The organism is Streptomyces sp. NPDC111802, assembly GCF_055634335.1.
Genome location: NZ_JBVKCZ010000018.1, coordinates 1 through 19,985 on the forward strand (window position 1 = coordinate 1; position 19,985 = coordinate 19,985).

Genomic DNA, 19,985 nt, shown 5'->3' on the forward strand with positions numbered 1-19,985 from the left:
ACGAGCGCGGCCAGCATGAGCGCCGGGAAGCCCAGCATCATGAGGGCCGCCGCGGCCAGCTCGGCCGCGCTGCCCACCCGGGCGACGCGAATAGCGGTGGATATCACGGAGAACCTGCTCAGGGAGACGGGGCCGGTCTGAAGGGGGAAGGACTCAGGCCCCTGTGAATTCTTCGTGAACGAAGAATCGCAGAGGCCTGAATTCCATAAGGCTATTAAATCTTGATTATGCCATGCCGTCCTGGCGGTCCAGGACACTGGCCAGCGCCTGCTCGAAGCCGGACGCCTGGCCGGCGGGCGCGGTCGGGTCCTGCTGGCGGACGTCGATGACATGGCCGGTCAGCTCGGAGAGCAGCACGTCCAGGGAGGTCCGGGCCACGGCCTCGGAGGACAGCAGGGAGCCCGCGGGCTCCTGGCCGAAGGCCTTGGTGCGCATCGGGGTGGCGGTGCGCTCCGGGTTGATGCAGTTCACCCGGATGCCGTCGCCGGCCCACTCGTCGGACAGGGCCTGGGTGAGGTTCACCATGGCGGCCTTGGTCGAGGAGTACAGGCTGTACTCGGCGCGACCGCGGGTGTAGCTGCTGGAGGTGTACAGCAGCAGCTGTCCGTTGGTCTCGGACAGGTACTTGTACGAGGAGCGCGCGATCTGCACCGGGGCGAGGTAGTTGACCTTCAGCGCCTCCTCGATGGTGGCGTTGTCGGTCTCGGCGAGCTTGCCGATGCGCAGGACACCTGCGGTGTTGACGACGTAGTCGATGCGCCCGGTCTCGGCGTACGCCTTGGACAGCGCGTCGTCGACCTCCTCCGGGTTCTCCACGTGGGTGCCGGTGGTGGAGCGGCCCAGCGCGTACACCTTGGAGCCGTAGGACTCGGCGAGTTCGGCGATGTCCTTGCCGATGCCGTACGAACCGCCGAAGACCACGACGGTCTTGCCGGTCAGCAGCCGGCGGTAGGTCTCCTCGCTCGCCTGTTCGGGAGTGGCGGTGGAGGCCAGCTGGAACAGCTTGTCGGCGATGAAGACGTCGACGGGCTGGGTGACCTTCATGTTGTACTCGTCGCCCGCGACGACGTTGATCGGCACGTCCGGCAGGTACTTGAGCACGACGGAGCAGTCGTCGGTGGCCTGGAAGTTGGGGTCACCGGCCGCGACCTCGTAGGCCCGCTTGATCGTGGACAGCTTGAAGGCCTGCGGCGTCTGGCCGCGGCGCAGCCGGGAGCGGTCCGGGATCTCGGTGATGAACTCGCCGTCCTCACCGTGCGTGCGCGTGACGATGATGGTGTCGGCGGACGGGATGGCGACGTCGACGGCCTGGTAGCGCTCCAGCGCCACGACACAGTCGTCGATGACACGCTGTGACAGCAGCGGGCGTACGGCGTCGTGGAACAGGACGTTGAGGTCCTCGCCCTCGGCCAGGCCCTCGCCGAGGGCCTCGATGGCGCGCTCGGTCGTCTCGTTTCGCGTCGAGCCGCCCTCGATGATTTTCTTGACCTTCGTGAACCCGGCCTTGGCGACGATCTTCTCGATGTCCGGCACATACCCGGGCGCCATCAGCACGATGACGTCGTCGATCGAGTCGGCCTTCTCGAAGGTGGTCAGGGTGTGCTCGATGACTGCCTTGCCGGCGATCTTCAGCAGCTGCTTGGGGATCGACAGACCCACCCGCTGACCGGTACCCCCGGCCAGGATCACTGCGGTGGTACGGGGCTTGGCTATGCGCTGGGACACAGGTGACCTACCTTGTGGCGACTGGGAACTTGGAAATGGTCCCACTTGTGGTTACCGCAGTGCAAGGTGAGCGTCCCCGACTGCATATGTGCGCGCAACCTGTCATTCACCTTGTACGCATGGTCATTGCCGAGAGGCCCTCCGAAGGTTCCGGGTAATTGCTGTGAGTAACCGCACAGGTTCAGGGCAGTCGCAGCCGCTTGAGGCAACGGTGACCGACTACTCGCACGAGTTCCCCGGACGACGCCTGATGCACCGTGCGCGACTTGGCGGGCGCGGTGTGCCGCACGGGCGCGGCGGTACACGTTCCGGGCTTCGGCATAGCCGACAAAAGGCGCATGTCACCGAGACCCACTGCGGAGTTCGGATCTTCACATCACCGGGACCGGGACTGCACGTGTTCTTCATATGCGTCACGGCGCCGTTCCGGACGAGCTGTGAAAAGAGCTCCTCGGGCAGTTCATTGGCGCCGGAATTCCTTATTAAGATTCCGCAGCAATTCGGTCTCGACGCGGGTGAGTGAGCGATTCACCGCGTCCCGAAGGTCCCAGTGCCGTTCGGTCGGCCCGGCGTCAGGTTCCTGAGACCGCGCTGTGGGGGACCTGGGACTCGGATGAGTCCCGGGTCCCCCACCTGGTGCTACGGGAGTCAGACGACCTCGACGCCGGGCCGCCCCGCCTCGACCCGCAGCCGCGCCAGCGTGCTCGGCGTCGCCGTCTGCTGCCGGACCGTGTCCACGATCCGCACCTGCGCGTCGATGCCGTCACGGCGGATGTCGAAGAGGTGGTAGCCGCGATGGGCGTCGAGCAGCTTCCAGTGCGGGTTGTCCGGCAGACGCGGGTCCCACTCCTTGTGGAACGCGGCCTGGTCCTGATCGCCGTTGCTGGAGATGGACGTACCGACGAACTCGGCGCCGACGACGGCGGAGTCCGGGTCGGCGTAGTCCTCCTTGAGGTCGCTGATCATCGTCAGATGGCGGTCGCCGGTGAACACGACCGGGTTGCGGACGTGCTTCAACTCCTCCATCAGCTCGTTGCGTTCCACCTGGTAGCCGTCCCAGGCGTCGTAGAACCAGAGCTTGCCCGGGCCGACCTGGAGGTCGGTCTCGGCCATCATGATCTGCGAGCCGATCATGTTCCAGCGGGCCGGCGAGTGCCGCAGCCCGTCGATCAGCCAGTCCTTCTGCTCTGCGCCGAGCATGGTGAGCGAGGGGTCCTCGGCCGCCTCCTGGCTCTTGACCTGGTCGCTGCGGTACTGCCGGGTGTCCAGCACGCTGAGTCGGGCCAGTCGGCCGAACTCCAGGCGGCGGTACATCTGGATGTGCGGTCCCGTAGGGATGGCGCTCGCCCGGACCGGCATGTGCTCGTAGTACGCCTGGTAGCCGGCCGTCAGCCGGGCCACGAACGCGTCGTGCGACTGCTTGTCCGGGTCCTGCGGGATCTCGCCGGCGAAGTCGTTGTCGATCTCGTGGTCGTCGAAGGTCACCACGAAGGGCGCGTTCGCGTGCATCGCCGCGAGGTCCGGGTCGGTGCGGTACTGGGCGTACCGGTTGCGGTACTGCACCAGGCTGTACGGCTCACCCGTGCCCTCGTGCCGGCGCACGCCCGTCGACGACGGCGTCGACTCGTAGATGTAGTCGCCGACGAACAGGACGAAGTCGGGGTCCTGCTCCAGCATGTCGGCGTAGGGCGTGAAGTAGCCGTGCTGCCAGTTCTGGCAGGACGCCAGCGCCATGCGCAGCCGGCCGCCGGAACTGTACGGGTGGGGCGCGGTGCGGGTGCGGCCGGTCGGCGAGATCTGGCCGCCGGCGCGGAAGCGGTACCAGTACGTACGGCCCGGACGCAGCCGCCGTACATCGACGTGCACGCTGTGCCCCAGCTCGGCCCGGGCCTGGGCGACGCCCCGGCGCACCGGCTTGCGGAACCGCTCGTCCTCGGCGAGCTCCCACTCGACCGAGACGGCGGAGTCGGGCATCCCGCCACCGTTGAACGGGTCCGGCGCGAGCCGGGTCCACAGCACGATGCCGTCGGGGAGCGGGTCGCCCGAGGCGACACCGAGGCTGAACACGCCGTCGGGCAGCGGGGTTTCGGCGGCCCGGGCGGCGGTCGGCAGCCACAACTGGGCGGAGGCCGCGGCGCCGAGCACGGCGGCTCCGGCGGTCAGAAAGCGACGTCGGTCGGGGGACACGGACCCCATCCCTTGGGTCATCGGCGAACTCCCTTGCCTCGCTGGCCTCTTGGACACTTCGGATGCTCACGCTTCAGGGCGGTCCGCCCGTTGAACGGCATACTTCGCGTGCATGACAAACAGGGAGACAACAGGAAACCCGTCGCAGGGGCACGAGAACGTGCCCTTGCCGCGACGGGCCTGTCGATGGATCAGTCGGTGAACCCGGAGCCGAGCCGCGCGTTCGCCGCGACCGTGCCGAGCGTCCCGGCCCCGAAGGTGGCCGAGCCGGTGGGGGTGATCCCGGTCGAGGTGGACCTGAACACCCACACCGACCCGGCGTTCGCGTTCTCCCCCGGTGCGCCGACGACGAGTTCGGCACGGCCGTCGCCGTTGCCGTCGACGAGGTGGGTGGCGGCACCGAAGACATCGCCGGCCTCGGCCGCCCCCGGCACCCCGGCGGTGGCCTGGTTGACCCCCTTGGCGCCGGCACCGGTCAGTCCGTTCGCACCGCCGCGCAGTACGACGGCTCCGCCGGCGTTGCCCAGCCCGTCCAGGTCCTCGCCTGGGACGCCCGTCGAGACGTCGGCGTACCCGTCACCGTTGACGTCGGCGACCGAGACGTCGGTGCCGAAGCCGTCGGAGCGCTCGGCGGCACCCGGGACTCCGGCGCTGTCCTGGTTGACGTACTGCACCTTCGTGCCGACGGGCCCGTTCGCGGAGCCCGGGATGAGGGCGATCCGGCCACCCTTGGGGATCGGGGTGTCGAGGTCGCTGTCGTAACCGTCCACGGGACGGCCCACGACGATGTCCTCGTACCCGTCCCGGTTCACGTCGCCGACGCCGACAAACTCGCCGCCCTGCACCCGCAGCCCCCTGCTGTCGCGGACCACGGTCCCCTCGGCGAGGCCGTCGGGGGTGCCCCGCCAGTAGGTCACACGGCGGGCGTCGTACTCGTCGCCGTCGTTCATGGTGCCGACGACGTCGTCGATGCCGTCACCGTTCACATCGCCGGTGGCCAGGTCCAGGAACCGGGGGTCGGACTCGTCCGGGACGATCTGCTCGCCCCCGCTCGCGGAACCATCGCGCCCGAACGGCCCCTTGACGACCCGCAGTTTGAAGAGACTCTCGACGACCACGAGGTCCGCCGCCCCGTCACCGTTCACGTCACCGACGGTGAGCTGACCCCGGGCGCTGAGCCGGTCGTACGTGCTGTGCCCGTACGCCAGCGGCGCCCCGCCCGACAGCCCCTTCGCCCCACCCCACACGACCTGTACGAGCCCGGTCTCGGCGCCCCCTTCGACGGAGTCCTCGCCGGTGACGCCGACGATCAGGTCCGCGTAGCCGTCCCGGTCGAGATCGGCACTGCCGACCGCGCTGCCGAACCGGTCGCCGGTCTCGGCGGAGTCGGTGACGCCGGTGGTGTTCTGGCTGATGACCTGCTTGGACGCGGTCCTGAGCCCGCTCGCCGACCCGTACAGCACGGCGACGTACCCGGCCTGCCTCTTCCCGTCGACCGTGGCGTCGGGCGCCGCGACGGCCAGGTCGGAGTAGCCGTCGCCGTTGAAGTCGTCGTGCAGCCGCTTGGCGCTCGCGGCGGCGGCCGGGGCCTCGGTGGCCGCGTTGACGGCGGGGACCGTGAAGGCACCGGCCACGAGCGCGATTCCGGTGGCGAGGACGAGACGTCCGCGACGGGAGCGGGGCGTGCGGTGGTGGGGACGGGAGACCGGCAGATCCACGTCGACTCCGGGAGTGTGGAGGGCAGTTGGAGTGCGCGGAGAGATCGAGGATCTTGCTCCGCGCTGCCCTGTACGACTCACCGGGGGGTCAGGGGGTTGCCCTTGGATGCGCCACGAATTCACCCGGCGTTAACCGCTCCGGCCCCCCGTCCGGCCTTTGAGGCCCCCAGGGCGACGGCAACGCCGGGCACCGTGCCTTAGAAGGGCTCGAAGTCGTCGAACTCCTGTGCCGCCTCGTCCCGTTCGGCCTGCTTGTCACGCCTGCGCTGGGTCGCCGGGCGAGGCGCCTCGAAGCGGTGGTCCTCGCCACGCCGCCCGAGCATCTCCGCACCGGCCGTCAAGGACGGCTCCCAGTCGAAGACGACGGCGTTGTCCTCGGGTCCGATGGCGACGCCGTCGCCGGACCTGGCGCCCGCCTTCATCAACTCCTCCTCGACACCGAGTCGGTTGAGCCGGTCGGCGAGGTAGCCCACCGCCTCGTCGTTGTTGAAGTCGGTCTGCCGCACCCAGCGTTCGGGCTTCTCGCCGCGCACCCGGAACAGCGGCTCCCCGCCGACCTCCTCGCGCGTCACGGTGAAGCCCGCGTCGTCGACGGCCTTGGGCCGGATCACGATCCGCGTCGCCTCTTCCTTCGGCCGCGCGGCCCGCGCCCCGGCCACCACGTCCGCCAGCGCGAACGACAGCTCCTTCAGGCCCATGTGCGCCACGGCGGACACCTCGAAGACCCGGTACCCACGCGCCTCCAGATCCGGCCGCACCAGCTCGGCGAGGTCCTTGCCGTCCGGTACGTCGATCTTGTTCAGGACGACCATCCGCGGCCGGTTGTCGAGGCCGCCGTACTCCCGCAGCTCAGCCTCGATGATGTCCAGGTCGGAGACCGGGTCACGGTCGGACTCCAGCGTCGCGGTGTCCAGGACGTGCACCAGCACGCTGCACCGCTCGACGTGCCGCAGGAACTCCAGGCCGAGGCCCTTGCCCTGGCTCGCGCCCGGGATGAGCCCCGGCACGTCGGCGACGGTGTACACGGTCGAACCGGCCGTCACCACGCCGAGGTTCGGCACGAGGGTCGTGAACGGATAGTCCGCGATCTTCGGCTTGGCGGCGCTCAGCACGGAGATCAGCGAGGACTTGCCGGCGCTCGGGTACCCGACCAGCGCCACGTCGGCGACCGTCTTCAGCTCCAGGACGATGTCCTGGAGGTCCCCCGGCTCACCGAGCAGCGCGAACCCCGGCGCCTTGCGTCGCGCCGACGCCAGCGCGGCGTTGCCGAGCCCGCCCCGGCCGCCCTGCGCGGCGACGAACGAGGTGCCCTGCCCGACCAGGTCGGCGAGCACATTGCCGGCCTTGTCCAGCACCACCGTGCCGTCGGGCACCGTGAGCACCAGGTCCTGCCCGTCCTTGCCCGACCGGTTGCCGCCCTCGCCGGGCTTGCCGTTGGTGGCCTTGCGGTGCGGGGAGTGGTGGTATTCGAGCAGCGTGGTGATCGACTGGTCGACGGTGAGGATCACGTCCCCGCCGCGCCCGCCGTTGCCGCCGTCGGGCCCGCCGAGCGGCTTGAACTTCTCACGATGGACGGAGGCACAGCCGTGGCCTCCGCTACCCGCGGCGACGTGCAGTTCGACGCGGTCCACGAAGGTGGTCATGGTGGGGTGCCTCCAGCACTGCGAAAACGTACGGATATGTCTCTTGCGTACTGCGTCTAATCTAAAACACGCGAAAGGCGGACCCGCCTTCCCGATCGGGAAGTGAGGTCCGCCTCGCGAAACGTTCGGTCGAAACCTTGAGTCAGGGGACTCAGGCGACCGGAACGATGTTCACGACCTTGCGGCCACGGCTGGTGCCGAACTCCACCGCACCGGCCTGCAGCGCGAACAGCGTGTCGTCGCCGCCACGGCCGACGCCCGAACCGGGGTGGAAGTGGGTGCCACGCTGGCGGATCAGGATCTCACCCGCGCTGACGACCTGACCGCCGAAGCGCTTCACGCCGAGCCGCTGGGCATTCGAGTCGCGACCGTTCCGAGTGGACGATGCGCCCTTCTTGTGTGCCATGTCTCCTCAGTCCCTTACTTCGCAGCCGCGGGGATCTCAGTGACCTTGATCGCCGTGTACTGCTGGCGGTGGCCCTGACGACGGCGGTAGCCGGTCTTGTTCTTGTAGCGAAGGATGTCGATCTTCACACCCTTGTGGTGGTCCACGACCTCGGCCTGGACCTTGATGCCGGCCAGCACCCACGGGTCGCTGGTCACAGCGTCGCCGTCGACAACGAGCAGGGTCGAGAGCTCGACCGTGTCGCCAACCTTGGCAGTGGAAATCTTGTCAACCTCAACGATGTCGCCGACAGCAACCTTGTGCTGGCGACCACCGCTGCGCACGATGGCGTACACGCGGATCTCACTCTCTCGCTCGGGAACGGCACCCCCGCAGTCCAGCCGCCCGGCACGCGGTCAGCCTCTCCAGGACACCCTGTGCTCCGGAGGAAGAGGTTTACGGGGATGTGGCGTGCCTATATCCATGGACACGCCGACGGTCAAGGTTACGGGGCCGCGGCCAAGAGGGTCAAACCGGGCCGGGCTCCACGAGAGTGCGGCCGGTCACAGAGACCGGCCGCACCTCGTATCACTCGCGGTGCGTCACTCGTCGGTGGCGGCCGAGACCGTGCTCTTCTTAGCCGTCGCCTTGGCCGCGGCCGTCTTGGCGGTGGTCTTCGCCGCCTTCTTGGCCGTCGCCTTCTTGGCGGCCGTCTTCTTGGCGGCCGTCTTCTTGGCCGCGGTCTTCTTGGTGGCGGCCTTCTTCGCCGTCGCCTTCTTCGCCGTCTTACGGGCCGTCTTCTTGGCCGGAGCCGTCTCCTCGACGGTCTCCTCCGCAGCCGGGGCCTCCGACGACGGGACGACCACGACGGCCTCCTCCTCGGAAGCGGCCGGCGCGGTGGCCTTGCGCACGGCACGGCGCCGCGGACGGGCCGGAGCGGCACTCTCCGCGACCGCCTCGGCCGGAGCCTCCCCGGCCTGCTCCGCCGGGGCCACGACCGCGGCCTCGGCCGGGGTCTCCCCGACCGTCACCACGGTGGCCTCGGCCCCCGCGGGCGACCCGGCGGGCGCGGACACCTTGCGGGTCGCACGACGCCGCGTACGCCCCTTGGGCGCGGCCTCCTCGGCGACCGGGGCCTCGACCACCGCGTCCTCCACAGCCATCGGCTCGGCCTTCGCCTCCTCGGCCGACTCCGGCTGCACCGGACGCTCGACCTCCTCGGCGACGGTCACGTCCTGAGCCGTGGGAACCGCCTCGGCCTTCTTCGGCGCACCCGCCGGAGCCGACACCCGCCGGCCCCCACGGCGCCGCGAGCGACCGCCGCGCACGGCGGCCTCGGCCTCGGCGACGCTGCTGTACAGCTCCTCGTCCGGGGCGAAGACCGGCTCGGCCAGCGCGGCCGGCTCGGCGACCTCGGCAGCGACCTCGGCCTCGGTCTCCGCCTCCTCCTCGGCCGTCTCGACCGGCTCGGCGGCGACGGACGCCTCGTGCACATGCTCAGGACCGGCACCGGCACGCGCACGCTTCTTGCGCTTGCCGCCGCCACCGCCGCCGACGGCCGTCGGCTGCTCCATGTGCACGATGACACCGCGACCGTTGCAGTGGACGCAGGTCTCGGAGAAGGACTCCAGCAGGCCCTGGCCGACCCGCTTACGGGTCATCTGCACGAGCCCCAGCGAGGTCACCTCGGCGACCTGGTGCTTCGTACGGTCCCGGCCCAGGCACTCCAGCAGACGCCGCAGCACCAGGTCCCGGTTGGACTCCAGCACCATGTCGATGAAGTCGATGACGATGATGCCGCCGAGGTCGCGCAGCCGCAGCTGACGCACGATCTCCTCGGCCGCCTCCAGGTTGTTCCTGGTGACCGTCTCTTCGAGGTTGCCGCCCTGACCGGTGAACTTGCCGGTGTTGACGTCGACCACGACCATCGCCTCGGTCCGGTCGATCACCAGCGAGCCGCCGCTGGGCAGCCAGACCTTGCGGTCCAGCGCCTTGGCGAGCTGCTCGTCGATCCGGTACGTGGCGAAGACGTCGACCTCGCTGGTCCACCTCTGGAGCCGCTCGGCGAGGTCCGGCGCCACGTGCGAGACATACCCGTGGACGGTCTCCCAGGCCTCGTCACCGCTGACGACGACCTTGGAGAAGTCCTCGTTGAAGATGTCCCGGACGACCCGGACAGTCATGTCCGGCTCGCCGTACAGCAGCGTCGGCGCGTTGCCGTTCTTGGCCTTCTTCTGGATGTCCTCCCACTGCGACTGCAGCCGCTCGACGTCCCGGCGCAGCTCGTCCTCGCTCGCGCCCTCGGCGGCGGTGCGCACGATGACGCCCGCGTCCTCGGGGACGATCTTCTTGAGGATCGTCTTCAGCCGGGCCCGCTCGGTGTCGGGCAGCTTGCGGCTGATGCCGGTCATGGAGCCCTCGGGGACGTACACGAGGTAGCGGCCCGGGAGGGAGACCTGGCTGGTCAGACGCGCGCCCTTGTGCCCGATCGGGTCCTTCGTCACCTGGACGAGCACCGACTGACCGGACTTCAGGGCGGACTCGATACGCCGCGGGCCGTTGGCCATGCCGAGCGCCTCGAAGTTGACCTCACCGGCGTAGAGCACGGCGTTGCGGCCCTTGCCGATGTCGATGAAGGCGGCCTCCATCGACGGCAGCACGTTCTGGACCTTGCCCAGGTAGACGTTGCCGACGTACGAGGTCGACTGCTCCTTGTTGACGTAGTGCTCGACGAGCACGTTGTCCTCGAGGACGCCGATCTGCGTACGGTCGCCGTGCTGCCGGACGACCATCACGCGCTCTACGGCCTCACGGCGGGCCAGGAACTCGGCCTCGGTGATGATCGGCACCCGGCGACGGCCCTGCTCACGGCCTTCCCGGCGGCGCTGCTTCTTGGCCTCCAGGCGCGTGGAGCCCTTGATGGACTGCACCTCGTCGGACGGCTCGGCACCCTTTTCCCGCAGGGGACGGGGCTCGCGGACCTTGACGACGGTGCGCTCGGGGTCGCCGTCACCGGGCTCGGTGTCGACGGAGGTGTCACCGGCGCGACGACGACGGCGTCGGCGGCGCCGGCTGCTGGAGCTGGAACCACCGTCCTCGCCACGGGCGTCCTCGGCGTCCTCTTCCTCCTGCTCGGCGGTGTCCTCGGCGTCCTGCTCGGCCTGTGCGGCGGCGAACTCCTCGGACTCCTCGCCCTCCGACTCGGCCGCCTCGCCGCGACGGCGACGCCGGCCACCGCGACGGCGACGGCGACGCGAGCCGGTCTCCTCGGCCTCATCGCCTTCGGCGGCGTCCTCGGCGGACTCCTCGGCCTCCTCGGACTCGTCCTCGGCGACGGCCTCGGTGCTCTGGGTCTCGGCCTCCTCGGCGTATCCGCCGCCACGGCGCCGGCGACGACGCCGCGAGGCGCCTGCCGGCTCCTCCGGGAACTCCTCGACGTCCTCGGTCTCCGCCTCGGCGGCGGCCTCCGCGGCGGCGCGCTCGGGCGTCTGGAACTTCGGCTCGGTGAACACGGGCGCCTGGAACACGGCCACGGCGGGCCGCGCCGGGCGCTTGGCCTCGTCGGACGTCTCGTCGGACGCCTTGGCGGCGGCGGTCCGAGCGGGCTCGGCGAAACCGGTGGCGGCCCCTCGGGCGACCCGGCGACGGCGGCGGGGAGCGGCTTCCTCGGCGGCCTCGGGCGCGGGGGTCTCGGCGGACGTGCCGACTCCGGCGACCGCGGCGGCCTCGGTCTCGAGGCCCGGGGTCACGGGGGTCTCCGCCGTCACCGACGTCTCGGCGGTCGCCTCGGCAGCCTCGTCGGCAGCGGAGGGCGCGGACACGCGGCGCGTGGCACGGCGCCGGCTCCGACGCGGGGCGGCCTCGGCGGCCTCGCCGGACTCGGCGGGTGCTTCGGCCTCGGCGGGCGCCTCCTCGGCGGCGGCCTCGGCGCTCTCGTCGGCAGCGGTGGGCGCGGCGACCCGACGCGTGGCACGCCGACGCGTACGACGCGGGGCGGCCTCCTCGGCGGTCTCGGTGGCCTCGGCAGGGGGGGCGGTCTCAGTGGCCGCAGGCGCCTCGGCGGCAGCAGAGCTCTCGTCCTCGGCACCGGCGTTCACGGAGGCCGCGGTCTCCGCCGCCTCCACCGCCGCCGGAGCACCGGCGGGCGCGGACGCACGGCGCACCGCGCGCCGACGCGAACGGGGCGGCGCGGCCTCCGCGGCCACCTCGGTGCTCTCCACGGTCTCTGCGGTCTCTACGGCGCTCGCGTCCGGGCTCGCCATCTCGGCGACCGGCGCGGCGGCCGCCACGGGCACCACGGTCTCGGCGGCTTCGGCAGCCGCGGGCGACCCGGTGGGCGCGGACGCGCGGCGCACCGCACGCCGGCGCGGACGACCGGCGGGTGCGGCCTCCACTGTCTCAGCGGCCTCTTCGGCGTCTGCGGCCTCAGGAATCACATCGGCCTCGACGGCCTCGACGCTCTCCTCAGCCTTCTCGGCCTCTTCGATCACCGCCGCGACATCGGCCGCCTCAGCGGCCGGTATGGCCGGCTCCACGACCTCCGCGGGCTGCGCCTCGGCGGCAGCCACGGGCGGTCCCGCCGGGCGGGACGCTGCGCGACGCCGCCGGCGCGGCGGCAGGGTGTCGCTGGGAGTGTTCAGTTCGGAACCCTCATTGGGTTCGGTCGGTTCGAGCATGCGGGCGTTTCTCCCGTCAGGCTCCCGGGCGCCGCGCCTGGTCCGGCAGCATGCCGGTGACGTCCGCGGCTCGCGCGATGCGCGACTGCCGCCGTCCGGGGCGCGGGCGCCGCACGGGAGCTCTCTGTGTCCTGTCTCACCGGTTCCGTACGCCTCATGCGCACGGCCTGGCGAAAGTCTTCTGGTCGGTGCGCTGCCCGACCCAGGTGGCTCCCGAGTACGAGGGCGGCGCTTCGACGTCCGTCCCTACGCGGAACCTTCCTTACGCCGACGCCTTCGCGGTGGCAGCGGGCTCGGCCTCGGTTGGGGCCGTCGCTGCCTCGCGGTCGGGCGCGAGCGGGTCGGTCACCGTGCCGGTCTCTTCATCGAACAGCCCCTGCGCCAGCCTGGTCACCGCTGCGGGGACCGGCGGCGCCAGGTCGGCCACGGCGCGGAGACCGGACAGGACGTCGTCGGGTCGAACGGCAGGCGTCACGTGCCGAACAACCAGCCGCAGTATCGCACAGGGCTGGTCCGTCGGCCTATCAGCCTGGGAACTGTGCGTTTCTGTTCCGTTGGTGCTTTCCGGGCTTTCCAGGCTTTTCAGGTGGGCGACCGCGGGGCGGGCGTCGAAGGTACGCACGCCGTTCTTGGTCATGCGCTGTACCTCGACGGACTCGGCGGCGTCGAAGGCGGCGACCGCTCGCGCGGCGTCGGCCTGCTCCACACCGTCGAGCCGCAGCTCCCAGACCGACGCCGTGAGCCGGTCGGCGAGCCCGGAGGTCCGGGCCTCGACCGCCTCGATCACGTCGAGCCCGGGGGGCAGCGATTCGTCGAGGAGCACTCTCAGTTGCTCCGGGTCACGCGCCTCGGTGAGGGCGATCTCCAGATACTCCGCCTCACTGCCCGTGCCGGTGGGTGCGGCATTGGCGTACGACACCTTCGGATGCGGCGTGAACCCCGCCGAGTACGCCATCGGCACCTCGGCGCGGCGCAGCGCGCGCTCGAAGGCGCGCTGGAAGTCACGGTGGCTGGTGAACCGGAGGCGGCCGCGCTTGGTGTAGCGCAGTCGGATGCGCTGCACCGCCGGTGCGGGCGGCGGGCCTTCGGGCTGTCGCTTGCCCAGTGTCGTTCAGTCCTTCGTGAGAGCGGTCGTACTACTACCAAGAGTACGTGTCTCACGGCCCCGAGGTTCCCGCCCGGCCACCGCTTCCCGCTCCCGGGGCTCCCCGAACACCATCCGCCGGAAGTCGGCGCGCGCCTGCCGTACCGACTCACGGGCGGCGGTGAGGGCCTGCCGGGTGGCCCGGCCCACACTGCGCGCGGCCTCGGCGGCGGGCCGCAGCACGGCGTCCCGGACGACGTGCCCGACGGGCGTGAGCACGGTCCGGTACACCCACCGCACCGGCTCCACGAAGATCCACCGGAAGAGGTTGGCGAGGAACCGTCCGACGGCGAGCGAGATCCGCCCGGCGACCCGCCAGGCATGTCCGAGCGCGTCCCGGATCTCCCTGCCGACGACAGCGAGGGCGCGGCCGACCGGGGCGAGGACCCAGCGATACAGCCCCAGCGCGGGCAGTACGACCAGCACGCGCGCGATCCAATACAGGGCGATCCCGATGCCGGTGGCGACGGTGCTCACGAGCCACCCGAGGGCCCGCCCGAGGGGCGCGAGGATCCACTCGTACACCCACAGAGCGGGAACGACGAGGAGATACCGCACCAGCCAGGCCATCGCCCCGAAGATGCCGAGCCCGATCGCGGCGAGTACCGCGCCGAGCCCCTTCAGGACCCACATCACCGCGTGCCCGACGGGCGTGAGCACGCGCGCGTACAGCCACGCCAGCCCGGCCCCGATCCCCCGCGCCACCCACGCGCACGCGTGCCCGAGGGGAGTCAGCACATATCGGTACAGCCACACCGCGGGTATGACGAGGAGAAGGTTCCCCAGCCGGCCGATCCCCTTGGCCACGGGTACGACGACGTACCGCCACAGCGCCACGAACGGCCACACGAACACCGCCCGCCCGAGCCACAGCAGCCCCCGCCCCACCGGCCGGAACACCGTGTCGTTCAGAAACCGCCCGACGACCACGAGCGCGTCCCACACCATCCGCACCGGCACCACGAGCACGAGCACGACGATCCGCACAGGCACCCGAATCGCAACAACAAGGCACCCTTCCGACGCTGGTCGCTGCTGGTGCCGAGCCGGTGGCTTCTCAAGGTCCATATCCGTGTAGACGCCACAGCCACCCGTCCGGATCCCGCCACTGCCCACGAGCGTGGAGGGCCCGTCGGAAAGATCGGAACCGCGGCGACAACATCCGCTCCGAGGCGGGGCGTTCGCGTTTGCGGGATGCGCGGGGCGGGTGAACAGTGGATGCATAGGTCCGGGTCGGCAAACAGATGATGCGGTACAGCACCCAGCGCATCTGGAACCAATATGGCCAGAACCACCAGGCGATACGTCTTCCACAGGGTCCACGCATGTCTCCTGGCCGCGGCACTCGCGTTGCCGGCCGGAGTGACGAGTGCGATGGCAGCGCAACAGACACCGGGCGGGAGCGGGCCCCACGCGCCGGCTCAGACGACACCGCCGGCGCCGCCCACGCCCACACCGCCCGGCCCGACAACGGCAGAACCCACTCCTCCGCCGTCGACTCCTCCTCCGCCGTCGACTCCTCCGCCGCCCGAGGACACACCGACCGAAACGGCACATACGAACGAACCCGCCACGCCGCCCACTGAACCGTCGTCAGATTCCACCGACGAAGGGGAAGAGACGACCGACCCCCCGCCGGAGCAGAGGCAAGCGCTCGCAGAGACAACGGCGACGCTCAGCGAGATGCGAGGGGAAGTGCCGAAGGAGCTCGAGTCTTCCGTCGACACATTGACCGCCACGCTCCGGGAAGTTAAGAACCCGGCCACGTCACCCCAGGACAGAGGGGCGGTCGTCGACAGCGCGAACGCGCTGGCCTCGACACTTGAGGTCATCAGCGACGACAGCACAGCCGGCAAGCTGCGGGACCGGCTGACCGTGCTCGTGAAACAAACGACCTCCACCCTGGAGGCGGGCCAGGAGCCGGACGTGCGGCCCGAGGACCGGTCGAGGCTCTTCGTGGTGGTGAAGCGGACGACAGCCGCCCTGGACGCGATCGCCGATGACAAGACGCCCGAGAACCAGGGAAAGCAGCTCGCGGCGATCGTCGGGGACGTGAACTACGCCCTGGAGCAGAGCAGCGGCGCGGGAGAGATGGGCAGCACAGCGATCTTGGTGAGCTCGTCGTTGGGCTTTCTCACCACCTTGAACGGATCTCCGGAACAGTCGAGCGCGTCCCGGGACCCATCTCAAGGGCTGCGGGGGGAGTACGACGAGCAGCAGGAGCAACTCGGGGACGCGTCGGCACGGGCCAGTAGGGCGATGAGGCGGGCGAGCGACCCCAAAGCCTCGTCGGAGGACCGAGCCGACGCCCGGCGGGAGATGGGAGACAGGACCACCCATATGAAGGACGAGCAGGAGGAATCCGGCTCGGCTCAGGATCCGCCGGATGCCGCACTCGGGGAGGCTGCCGAAGTATGCACCAACGCCATCTTCGAAACCGTCTCGGACCGGAAAATCTCGAATGGACTGAAGGGTCTGACTCCCTCCAGTTGGGACAGCACAGGGGTCAAGGATTTCTGGAAGGCCGCGGAAGAGGGAAACGACCTGCTCGACGTCCGCGCCCAGCTGCAGAACAACGAGCACGCTCATGGCCCCTTCGCAGTCGGGCGGCTCATTGAGAAGCTTGCCGAGGTGCTGCCGGGAAACGACCTGACCGGGACCATCGGAAATGCGGCTCTCCATTGCAAGCAGACAGCCGTGTATCTGGAGGAGAAAGGGATCACGGCCGGGACGTGGCTCGCGAGCGACGGAGGGTAGGGCGGCGACGAAGGCTGTCACAGTCCGGCGGATCTCAGCAGTTCCGCGACGGGCACCTCCGCATCGGTCCGAATACTCGCGGCTCCGTACCGGTCCAACTCCCTCTTTTCTTCTCTGAGGAGGCCCTTCGCCTCCTTGAAACGAAGCGAAGAAATAGAGGAGACGAACCAGAGCCCCGGCGACCAGATAGCTGTCACAAAGCGCGGCCGACGCGTCACGTTGATGAGGTTGTTGTTGTGCCGGACCCGCCCACTGTAAATGAGCTGTTGCCCGCACCCCTGCCATTTGCAGTAGTACTGCCCCTCACTTTCACGCCACGTATAGTGAGCAGTGCTGAACTCGTCCACGTCCAGCTTCCCTCGATCCTTCCTCATGTACGAAACCTGCACATTGACGATGATCGTGTCGTAAAGCGTATCCTCGGGAATTTGAAACACCCGCTCAAGGGAATACTCCTGGCCGACCTCGAGCCACTTACCGGGGCCGAAGAAATGACCACTACTGATGGTGGTCTTCTTGATGTCATCGACGTAGAGCTCGGCCTCTCCCACCGGATTCCTCGACTGTCCGGCGCTCTCCCGCCACTCCCTCAACAGATCGTCGTTCCCGGGGAGTCTGGAGTACCCAGCAGCTCTGCCGCGGACCGTGTACATATCGTTGACGACATAGACGGGAATGCCGCCGGTGTTCTTCAGGTAGAGCGACAGCGGGACATGAACGAAGGACACCGTACGATCCGCTCGCGACGCACCGAACTTCGCCCGCAAGGTGAAGTGCACGGGGGCTGCCGCGGGTTGGTACATGGTTGAATACGCCAGGCTGACGCCGGTCAGGAGTGCGGTGGCAACCACTCCGGCGGCAAACCTCTTGGGCCACGGCACTCCCTTCCAGCATTTCTCCCGCACAAGGAGGACGAGCGCCCAGAGGGACCAGCACCAGAGCGGCAGGAATACCAGCAAATAGGGCGTGTATTCCTTCTCTTCGAGCCACATGAAGAGAAGAAGACTGTCCGTGGTGAGCGCGATGAGCACGCCCAGCAGGGCAAGCGCCCCGGAGATCCTGAACTGCCGTCTCCCCCAGTAGTCGAGCGCCATCACCGCGGCTACACCTTGCGCCAGGCCCGACAGCACGAACAGGACCCCGGTGATCCGTTGCGCGAAAGTAAGCGCCCCGACGGCGTCCGGCCATCCGACAACAGCGCTGAGCATCATGGAAGCCAGCAGTCCGACCACCATCAGAGCGAGGGTCACGCGCCGTCGCCAAGGCCGATCGGGCCACGTGCTGCTGTCACCGCCGCGCCAGCATATGAATGCGGAGTCCTCCAGATCCACGTCCTCCGGGAATCCAAGACGCCGAAGGACCCTCCGCAACTCCCCCAACGACCATGCACTGCCCACCGTCTCACTGCCCACGGTCACCCGCCGAAGACCACGACTGTCCGGTGCCTCGACGACGACCCAGGGGCGAATACTCATGGCTCCAGGCTCAAACGCGCCCCACCCGCGCGCACGCGGGGCTACCCCGTTCGGCAGCCCTGGGCCGCCCTGACGGGGCCGGTCCGGCAAGCGCCCCGGCGCCAGTCGCGCTCGTCGACACGCTGTACCGCGACCCCGGTGACGTGCGAGTCGTCGTCATCGAGAGCGCCTCGGCCGAATTCTTCTCGGCGCATGTGGACCTCACGGCGATCCCGCAATACACCGCGGAAGCGGCGAAGGCCGGAGGGCCCGGGGACGCCTCGCTCGGCATGTTCCTGTACAAGCTGGCGCGCGTCCCGGCGATCACCATCGCCAAGGTGCGCGGCCGGGCCCGCGGCGGCGGCAACGAACTCGCCCTGGCCTGCGACATGATCTTCGCGGCCAGGGAGAACGCGATCTTCGCGCACTTCGAGTCCGGCACCGGCGCCCTGCCCGACGCCGAACTGGACGCCTTCGTAGAGCATCTGGCCAAACGCATCGCCGGCTTCCCACGCGCGGGCGTCAAGGCCGCCAAGCGAGCCATCAACGACATCACACTGCCGGCCCCGGCGAACTTCCGCTCAGCCGCGGCCACGTTCGTCGGCCAAGTGACCAAGCAGTCCGGCAGCCTCAGGCACCCACCGCACCCCCCACCTCCCTAAAGCGGGCTTGGAGGATCGGGCTACGCCGAGCGGGGCTGAGTCGTCGGGATTCTCTGCGTGAAGAACAGGGCCAGGGCGCAAGCGAAGCCGAGGATCGCGAGCGCGGCGCGCAGGCCGTCCAGCCGGGCGTCGGCGTTCGCCTCCAGCGCCGCCTGAGCCACCTCCTCGTTCACACCCCCCTCGTCCAGAGCGGTCTTGAGCTGAGCGTCCGACAGGAACGTCACACCGTTCTGGAGTTCAACGGCCGCCCGATCCGTGACCTCGGCCTGGATCGCCGGATTCTCCTCGAGGTTGGCCAGGAAGGAAGACGCCAGCACCCCGATCAGGATCGATCCGGCGAGTGCCGTACCGATCGAGGAACCGAGGTTGGTGACAGCGTTCTGGATGCCGCCGACTTCCGCGCTCTGCTCGTCCGGCACCGCTGAGACGGTGACCGACCCGAGTTGGGACGCCAGTGCGCCCGTGCCCAACCCGATCAGCAGGAACGGCACGGTCACGATCTCCGCCCCGGCGTCCGCGTCCAGCGCGGCCATCAGGACCACCGCGCCCGCGAGCAACGCGAGGATCCCGAGCCGCACCACCCTCCTCGGCGAGATGTCCGGGAAGAGACGGGGAATCAGGGTCGCCGCCGCCAGCAAGGTCAGGGAAAGCGGCAGGAGGCGGGCACCGGTCTCCAGCGCGGACAGGCCCAGAGCGATCGACAGATAGAGCGGAACGACGAAGAACACACCCATCAGGACGAGGTACTGGAAGAAGAACATGATCAGGCCACCGGTGAACGGCCTGGTGTGCAGCAGGGCCGGGTCGACGAGCGGATTCCTGTGCTGCTCCACTAGGCGGGCCTCCCAGCGGAGGAAGAGCCAGATCAGCAGCACACCCGCCAGCATCAGCCACACGACGAGCGAGACTCCGAGCCACGAAGGCGCATCGGGCTTGGGCCGGAACCAGCCCCACTCGTCCGAGCGGAGCACACCGTAGACGAAGGTCCCGAGCCCGAGGGCGCACAACGCGGAGCCGATGAGGTCGATGTGCGTGCGCTCGCGGCCCGCAACGTCGGAGATGCGACGGGCGAGCACCACAATGGCGAGTACCACCAGCACCTCACCGGCGAACACCCAGCGCCAGGACAGGTACGTCGTGGCAAAGCCCCCGATGAGGGGCCCGAGCGCGATCGCCACGGCACCGGCGGCCGCGACGAGTCCGTAAGCGGCTGGACGTCGTTCAGTGGCGAAGTTCCCGGCGACCAGCGCCACGATCGCGGGCAGGATGAGCGCCGCCCCGATGCCCTCCAGGAAGGACCAGCCGAACAGCAGCACGGGCAGGTTCGGCGCGAGTGCCGTGGTGAGGGAACCACATCCGTAGATGCAGCAGCCGATCACGAACGCGCGTCTGCGACCGATCAGCGCTCCGACCTTGCCGCCCGGGATCATGAACATCGCCATCACGAGCGTGTAGGCCGTGATGGCGCCCTGGATCCCGGTCACCGTCGTGCCCATGTCGTCGGCCACCGTTGCGATGGAGACGTTCATGACAGAGCTGTCGAGCGCCATCAGGAACTGACCGGCCGCGAGTGTCCACAGGACGAGCCGCGTGTTCGCCGAACCCTCGGCAGTCCCTGTCCTCGGCGTCATGGA

Annotated in this window: 13 protein-coding genes and 1 pseudogene; 2 read left to right on the plus strand and 12 right to left on the minus strand. The window is 69.5% G+C overall.

What is annotated here, in order from left to right; genetic code table 11:
• Positions 1-225: 225 nt before the first annotated feature.
• The 10 genes and pseudogenes from ACZ7NC_RS20885 to ACZ7NC_RS20930 form a co-directional block, all read right to left on the minus strand.
• Positions 226-1,725, minus strand: coding sequence for a D-ribitol-5-phosphate cytidylyltransferase (locus tag ACZ7NC_RS20885; RefSeq protein ID WP_471490236.1), 1,500 nt, complete (start codon positions 1,723-1,725; stop codon positions 226-228).
• A gap of 181 nt (positions 1,726-1,906) precedes the next feature.
• Positions 1,907-2,263: pseudogene (locus ACZ7NC_RS20890) on the minus strand (hypothetical protein); the annotation flags it as partial.
• Positions 2,264-2,373: 110 nt separating this feature from the next.
• Entirely contained in the window at positions 2,374-3,933 is a 1,560-nt protein-coding gene (locus ACZ7NC_RS20895; protein WP_471490238.1) for an alkaline phosphatase D family protein, read from the minus strand.
• A 170-nt stretch (positions 3,934-4,103) separates the two neighbouring features.
• Entirely contained in the window at positions 4,104-5,624 is a 1,521-nt protein-coding gene (locus ACZ7NC_RS20900) for a VCBS repeat-containing protein (RefSeq protein ID WP_471490469.1), read from the minus strand.
• Between the two features lie 203 nt (positions 5,625-5,827).
• Positions 5,828-7,273, minus strand: a complete 1,446-nt coding sequence (gene obgE, locus ACZ7NC_RS20905; RefSeq protein ID WP_471490240.1) for a GTPase ObgE — start codon at positions 7,271-7,273, stop codon at positions 5,828-5,830.
• Positions 7,274-7,424: 151 nt separating this feature from the next.
• On the minus strand, positions 7,425-7,679 hold the full coding sequence (rpmA, locus tag ACZ7NC_RS20910) for a 50S ribosomal protein L27 (protein WP_471490241.1): 255 nt from the start codon (positions 7,677-7,679) through the stop codon (positions 7,425-7,427).
• A 14-nt stretch (positions 7,680-7,693) separates the two neighbouring features.
• Positions 7,694-8,014, minus strand: coding sequence for a 50S ribosomal protein L21 (gene rplU / locus ACZ7NC_RS20915; RefSeq protein WP_007381993.1), 321 nt, complete (start codon positions 8,012-8,014; stop codon positions 7,694-7,696).
• A gap of 246 nt (positions 8,015-8,260) precedes the next feature.
• The gene (locus tag ACZ7NC_RS20920; protein ID WP_471490243.1) at positions 8,261-12,334 is read right to left on the minus strand and encodes an Rne/Rng family ribonuclease; all 4,074 of its coding nucleotides are present in this window, start codon (positions 12,332-12,334) and stop codon (positions 8,261-8,263) included.
• Positions 12,335-12,596: 262 nt separating this feature from the next.
• On the minus strand, positions 12,597-13,397 hold the full coding sequence (locus ACZ7NC_RS20925) for a TIGR03936 family radical SAM-associated protein (protein ID WP_471490245.1): 801 nt from the start codon (positions 13,395-13,397) through the stop codon (positions 12,597-12,599).
• 48 nt (positions 13,398-13,445) lie between these two features.
• On the minus strand, positions 13,446-14,546 hold the full coding sequence (locus tag ACZ7NC_RS20930) for a hypothetical protein (protein ID WP_471490246.1): 1,101 nt from the start codon (positions 14,544-14,546) through the stop codon (positions 13,446-13,448).
• A gap of 627 nt (positions 14,547-15,173) precedes the next feature.
• On the opposite strand from ACZ7NC_RS20930, the gene ACZ7NC_RS20935 reads away from it, so the two are divergent.
• A complete protein-coding gene (locus ACZ7NC_RS20935) occupies positions 15,174-16,235 on the plus strand; it encodes a hypothetical protein (RefSeq protein ID WP_471490248.1) in 1,062 nt (353 codons plus the stop codon).
• A 17-nt stretch (positions 16,236-16,252) separates the two neighbouring features.
• Here the strand turns inward: ACZ7NC_RS20935 and ACZ7NC_RS20940 are convergent, their stop codons facing one another.
• Complete coding sequence (locus ACZ7NC_RS20940; RefSeq protein WP_471490250.1) at positions 16,253-17,710, minus strand: MATE family efflux transporter; 1,458 nt, start codon at positions 17,708-17,710, stop codon at positions 16,253-16,255.
• Between the two features lie 143 nt (positions 17,711-17,853).
• Here ACZ7NC_RS20940 and ACZ7NC_RS20945 point away from each other — a divergent pair, with 143 nt between their 5' ends.
• Positions 17,854-18,351 carry an enoyl-CoA hydratase/isomerase family protein gene (locus ACZ7NC_RS20945; protein WP_471490251.1) on the plus strand — a complete coding sequence of 166 codons (498 nt, stop codon included), beginning with the start codon at positions 17,854-17,856 and terminating at the stop codon, positions 18,349-18,351.
• A 20-nt stretch (positions 18,352-18,371) separates the two neighbouring features.
• On the opposite strand, the gene ACZ7NC_RS20950 is transcribed toward ACZ7NC_RS20945, so the two are convergent.
• Positions 18,372-19,982, minus strand: coding sequence for an MFS transporter (locus ACZ7NC_RS20950; RefSeq protein ID WP_471490253.1), 1,611 nt, complete (start codon positions 19,980-19,982; stop codon positions 18,372-18,374).
• Positions 19,983-19,985 lie beyond the last annotated feature (3 nt).

Bases quoted from the DNA above. Each gene is read 5' to 3' on its own strand.
- ACZ7NC_RS20895 (WP_471490238.1), bottom strand. From the start codon at position 3,933: ATGACCCAAGGGATGGGGTCCGTGTCCCCCGACCGACGTCGCTTTCTG.
- obgE (WP_471490240.1), bottom strand. From the start codon at position 7,273: ATGACCACCTTCGTGGACCGCGTCGAACTGCACGTCGCCGCGGGTAGC.
- rpmA (WP_471490241.1), bottom strand. From the start codon at position 7,679: ATGGCACACAAGAAGGGCGCATCGTCCACTCGGAACGGTCGCGACTCG.
- ACZ7NC_RS20920 (WP_471490243.1), bottom strand. From the start codon at position 12,334: ATGCTCGAACCGACCGAACCCAATGAGGGTTCCGAACTGAACACTCCC.
- ACZ7NC_RS20930 (WP_471490246.1), bottom strand. From the start codon at position 14,546: ATGGACCTTGAGAAGCCACCGGCTCGGCACCAGCAGCGACCAGCGTCG.
- ACZ7NC_RS20940 (WP_471490250.1), bottom strand. From the start codon at position 17,710: ATGAGTATTCGCCCCTGGGTCGTCGTCGAGGCACCGGACAGTCGTGGT.
- ACZ7NC_RS20950 (WP_471490253.1), bottom strand. From the start codon at position 19,982: ATGACGCCGAGGACAGGGACTGCCGAGGGTTCGGCGAACACGCGGCTC.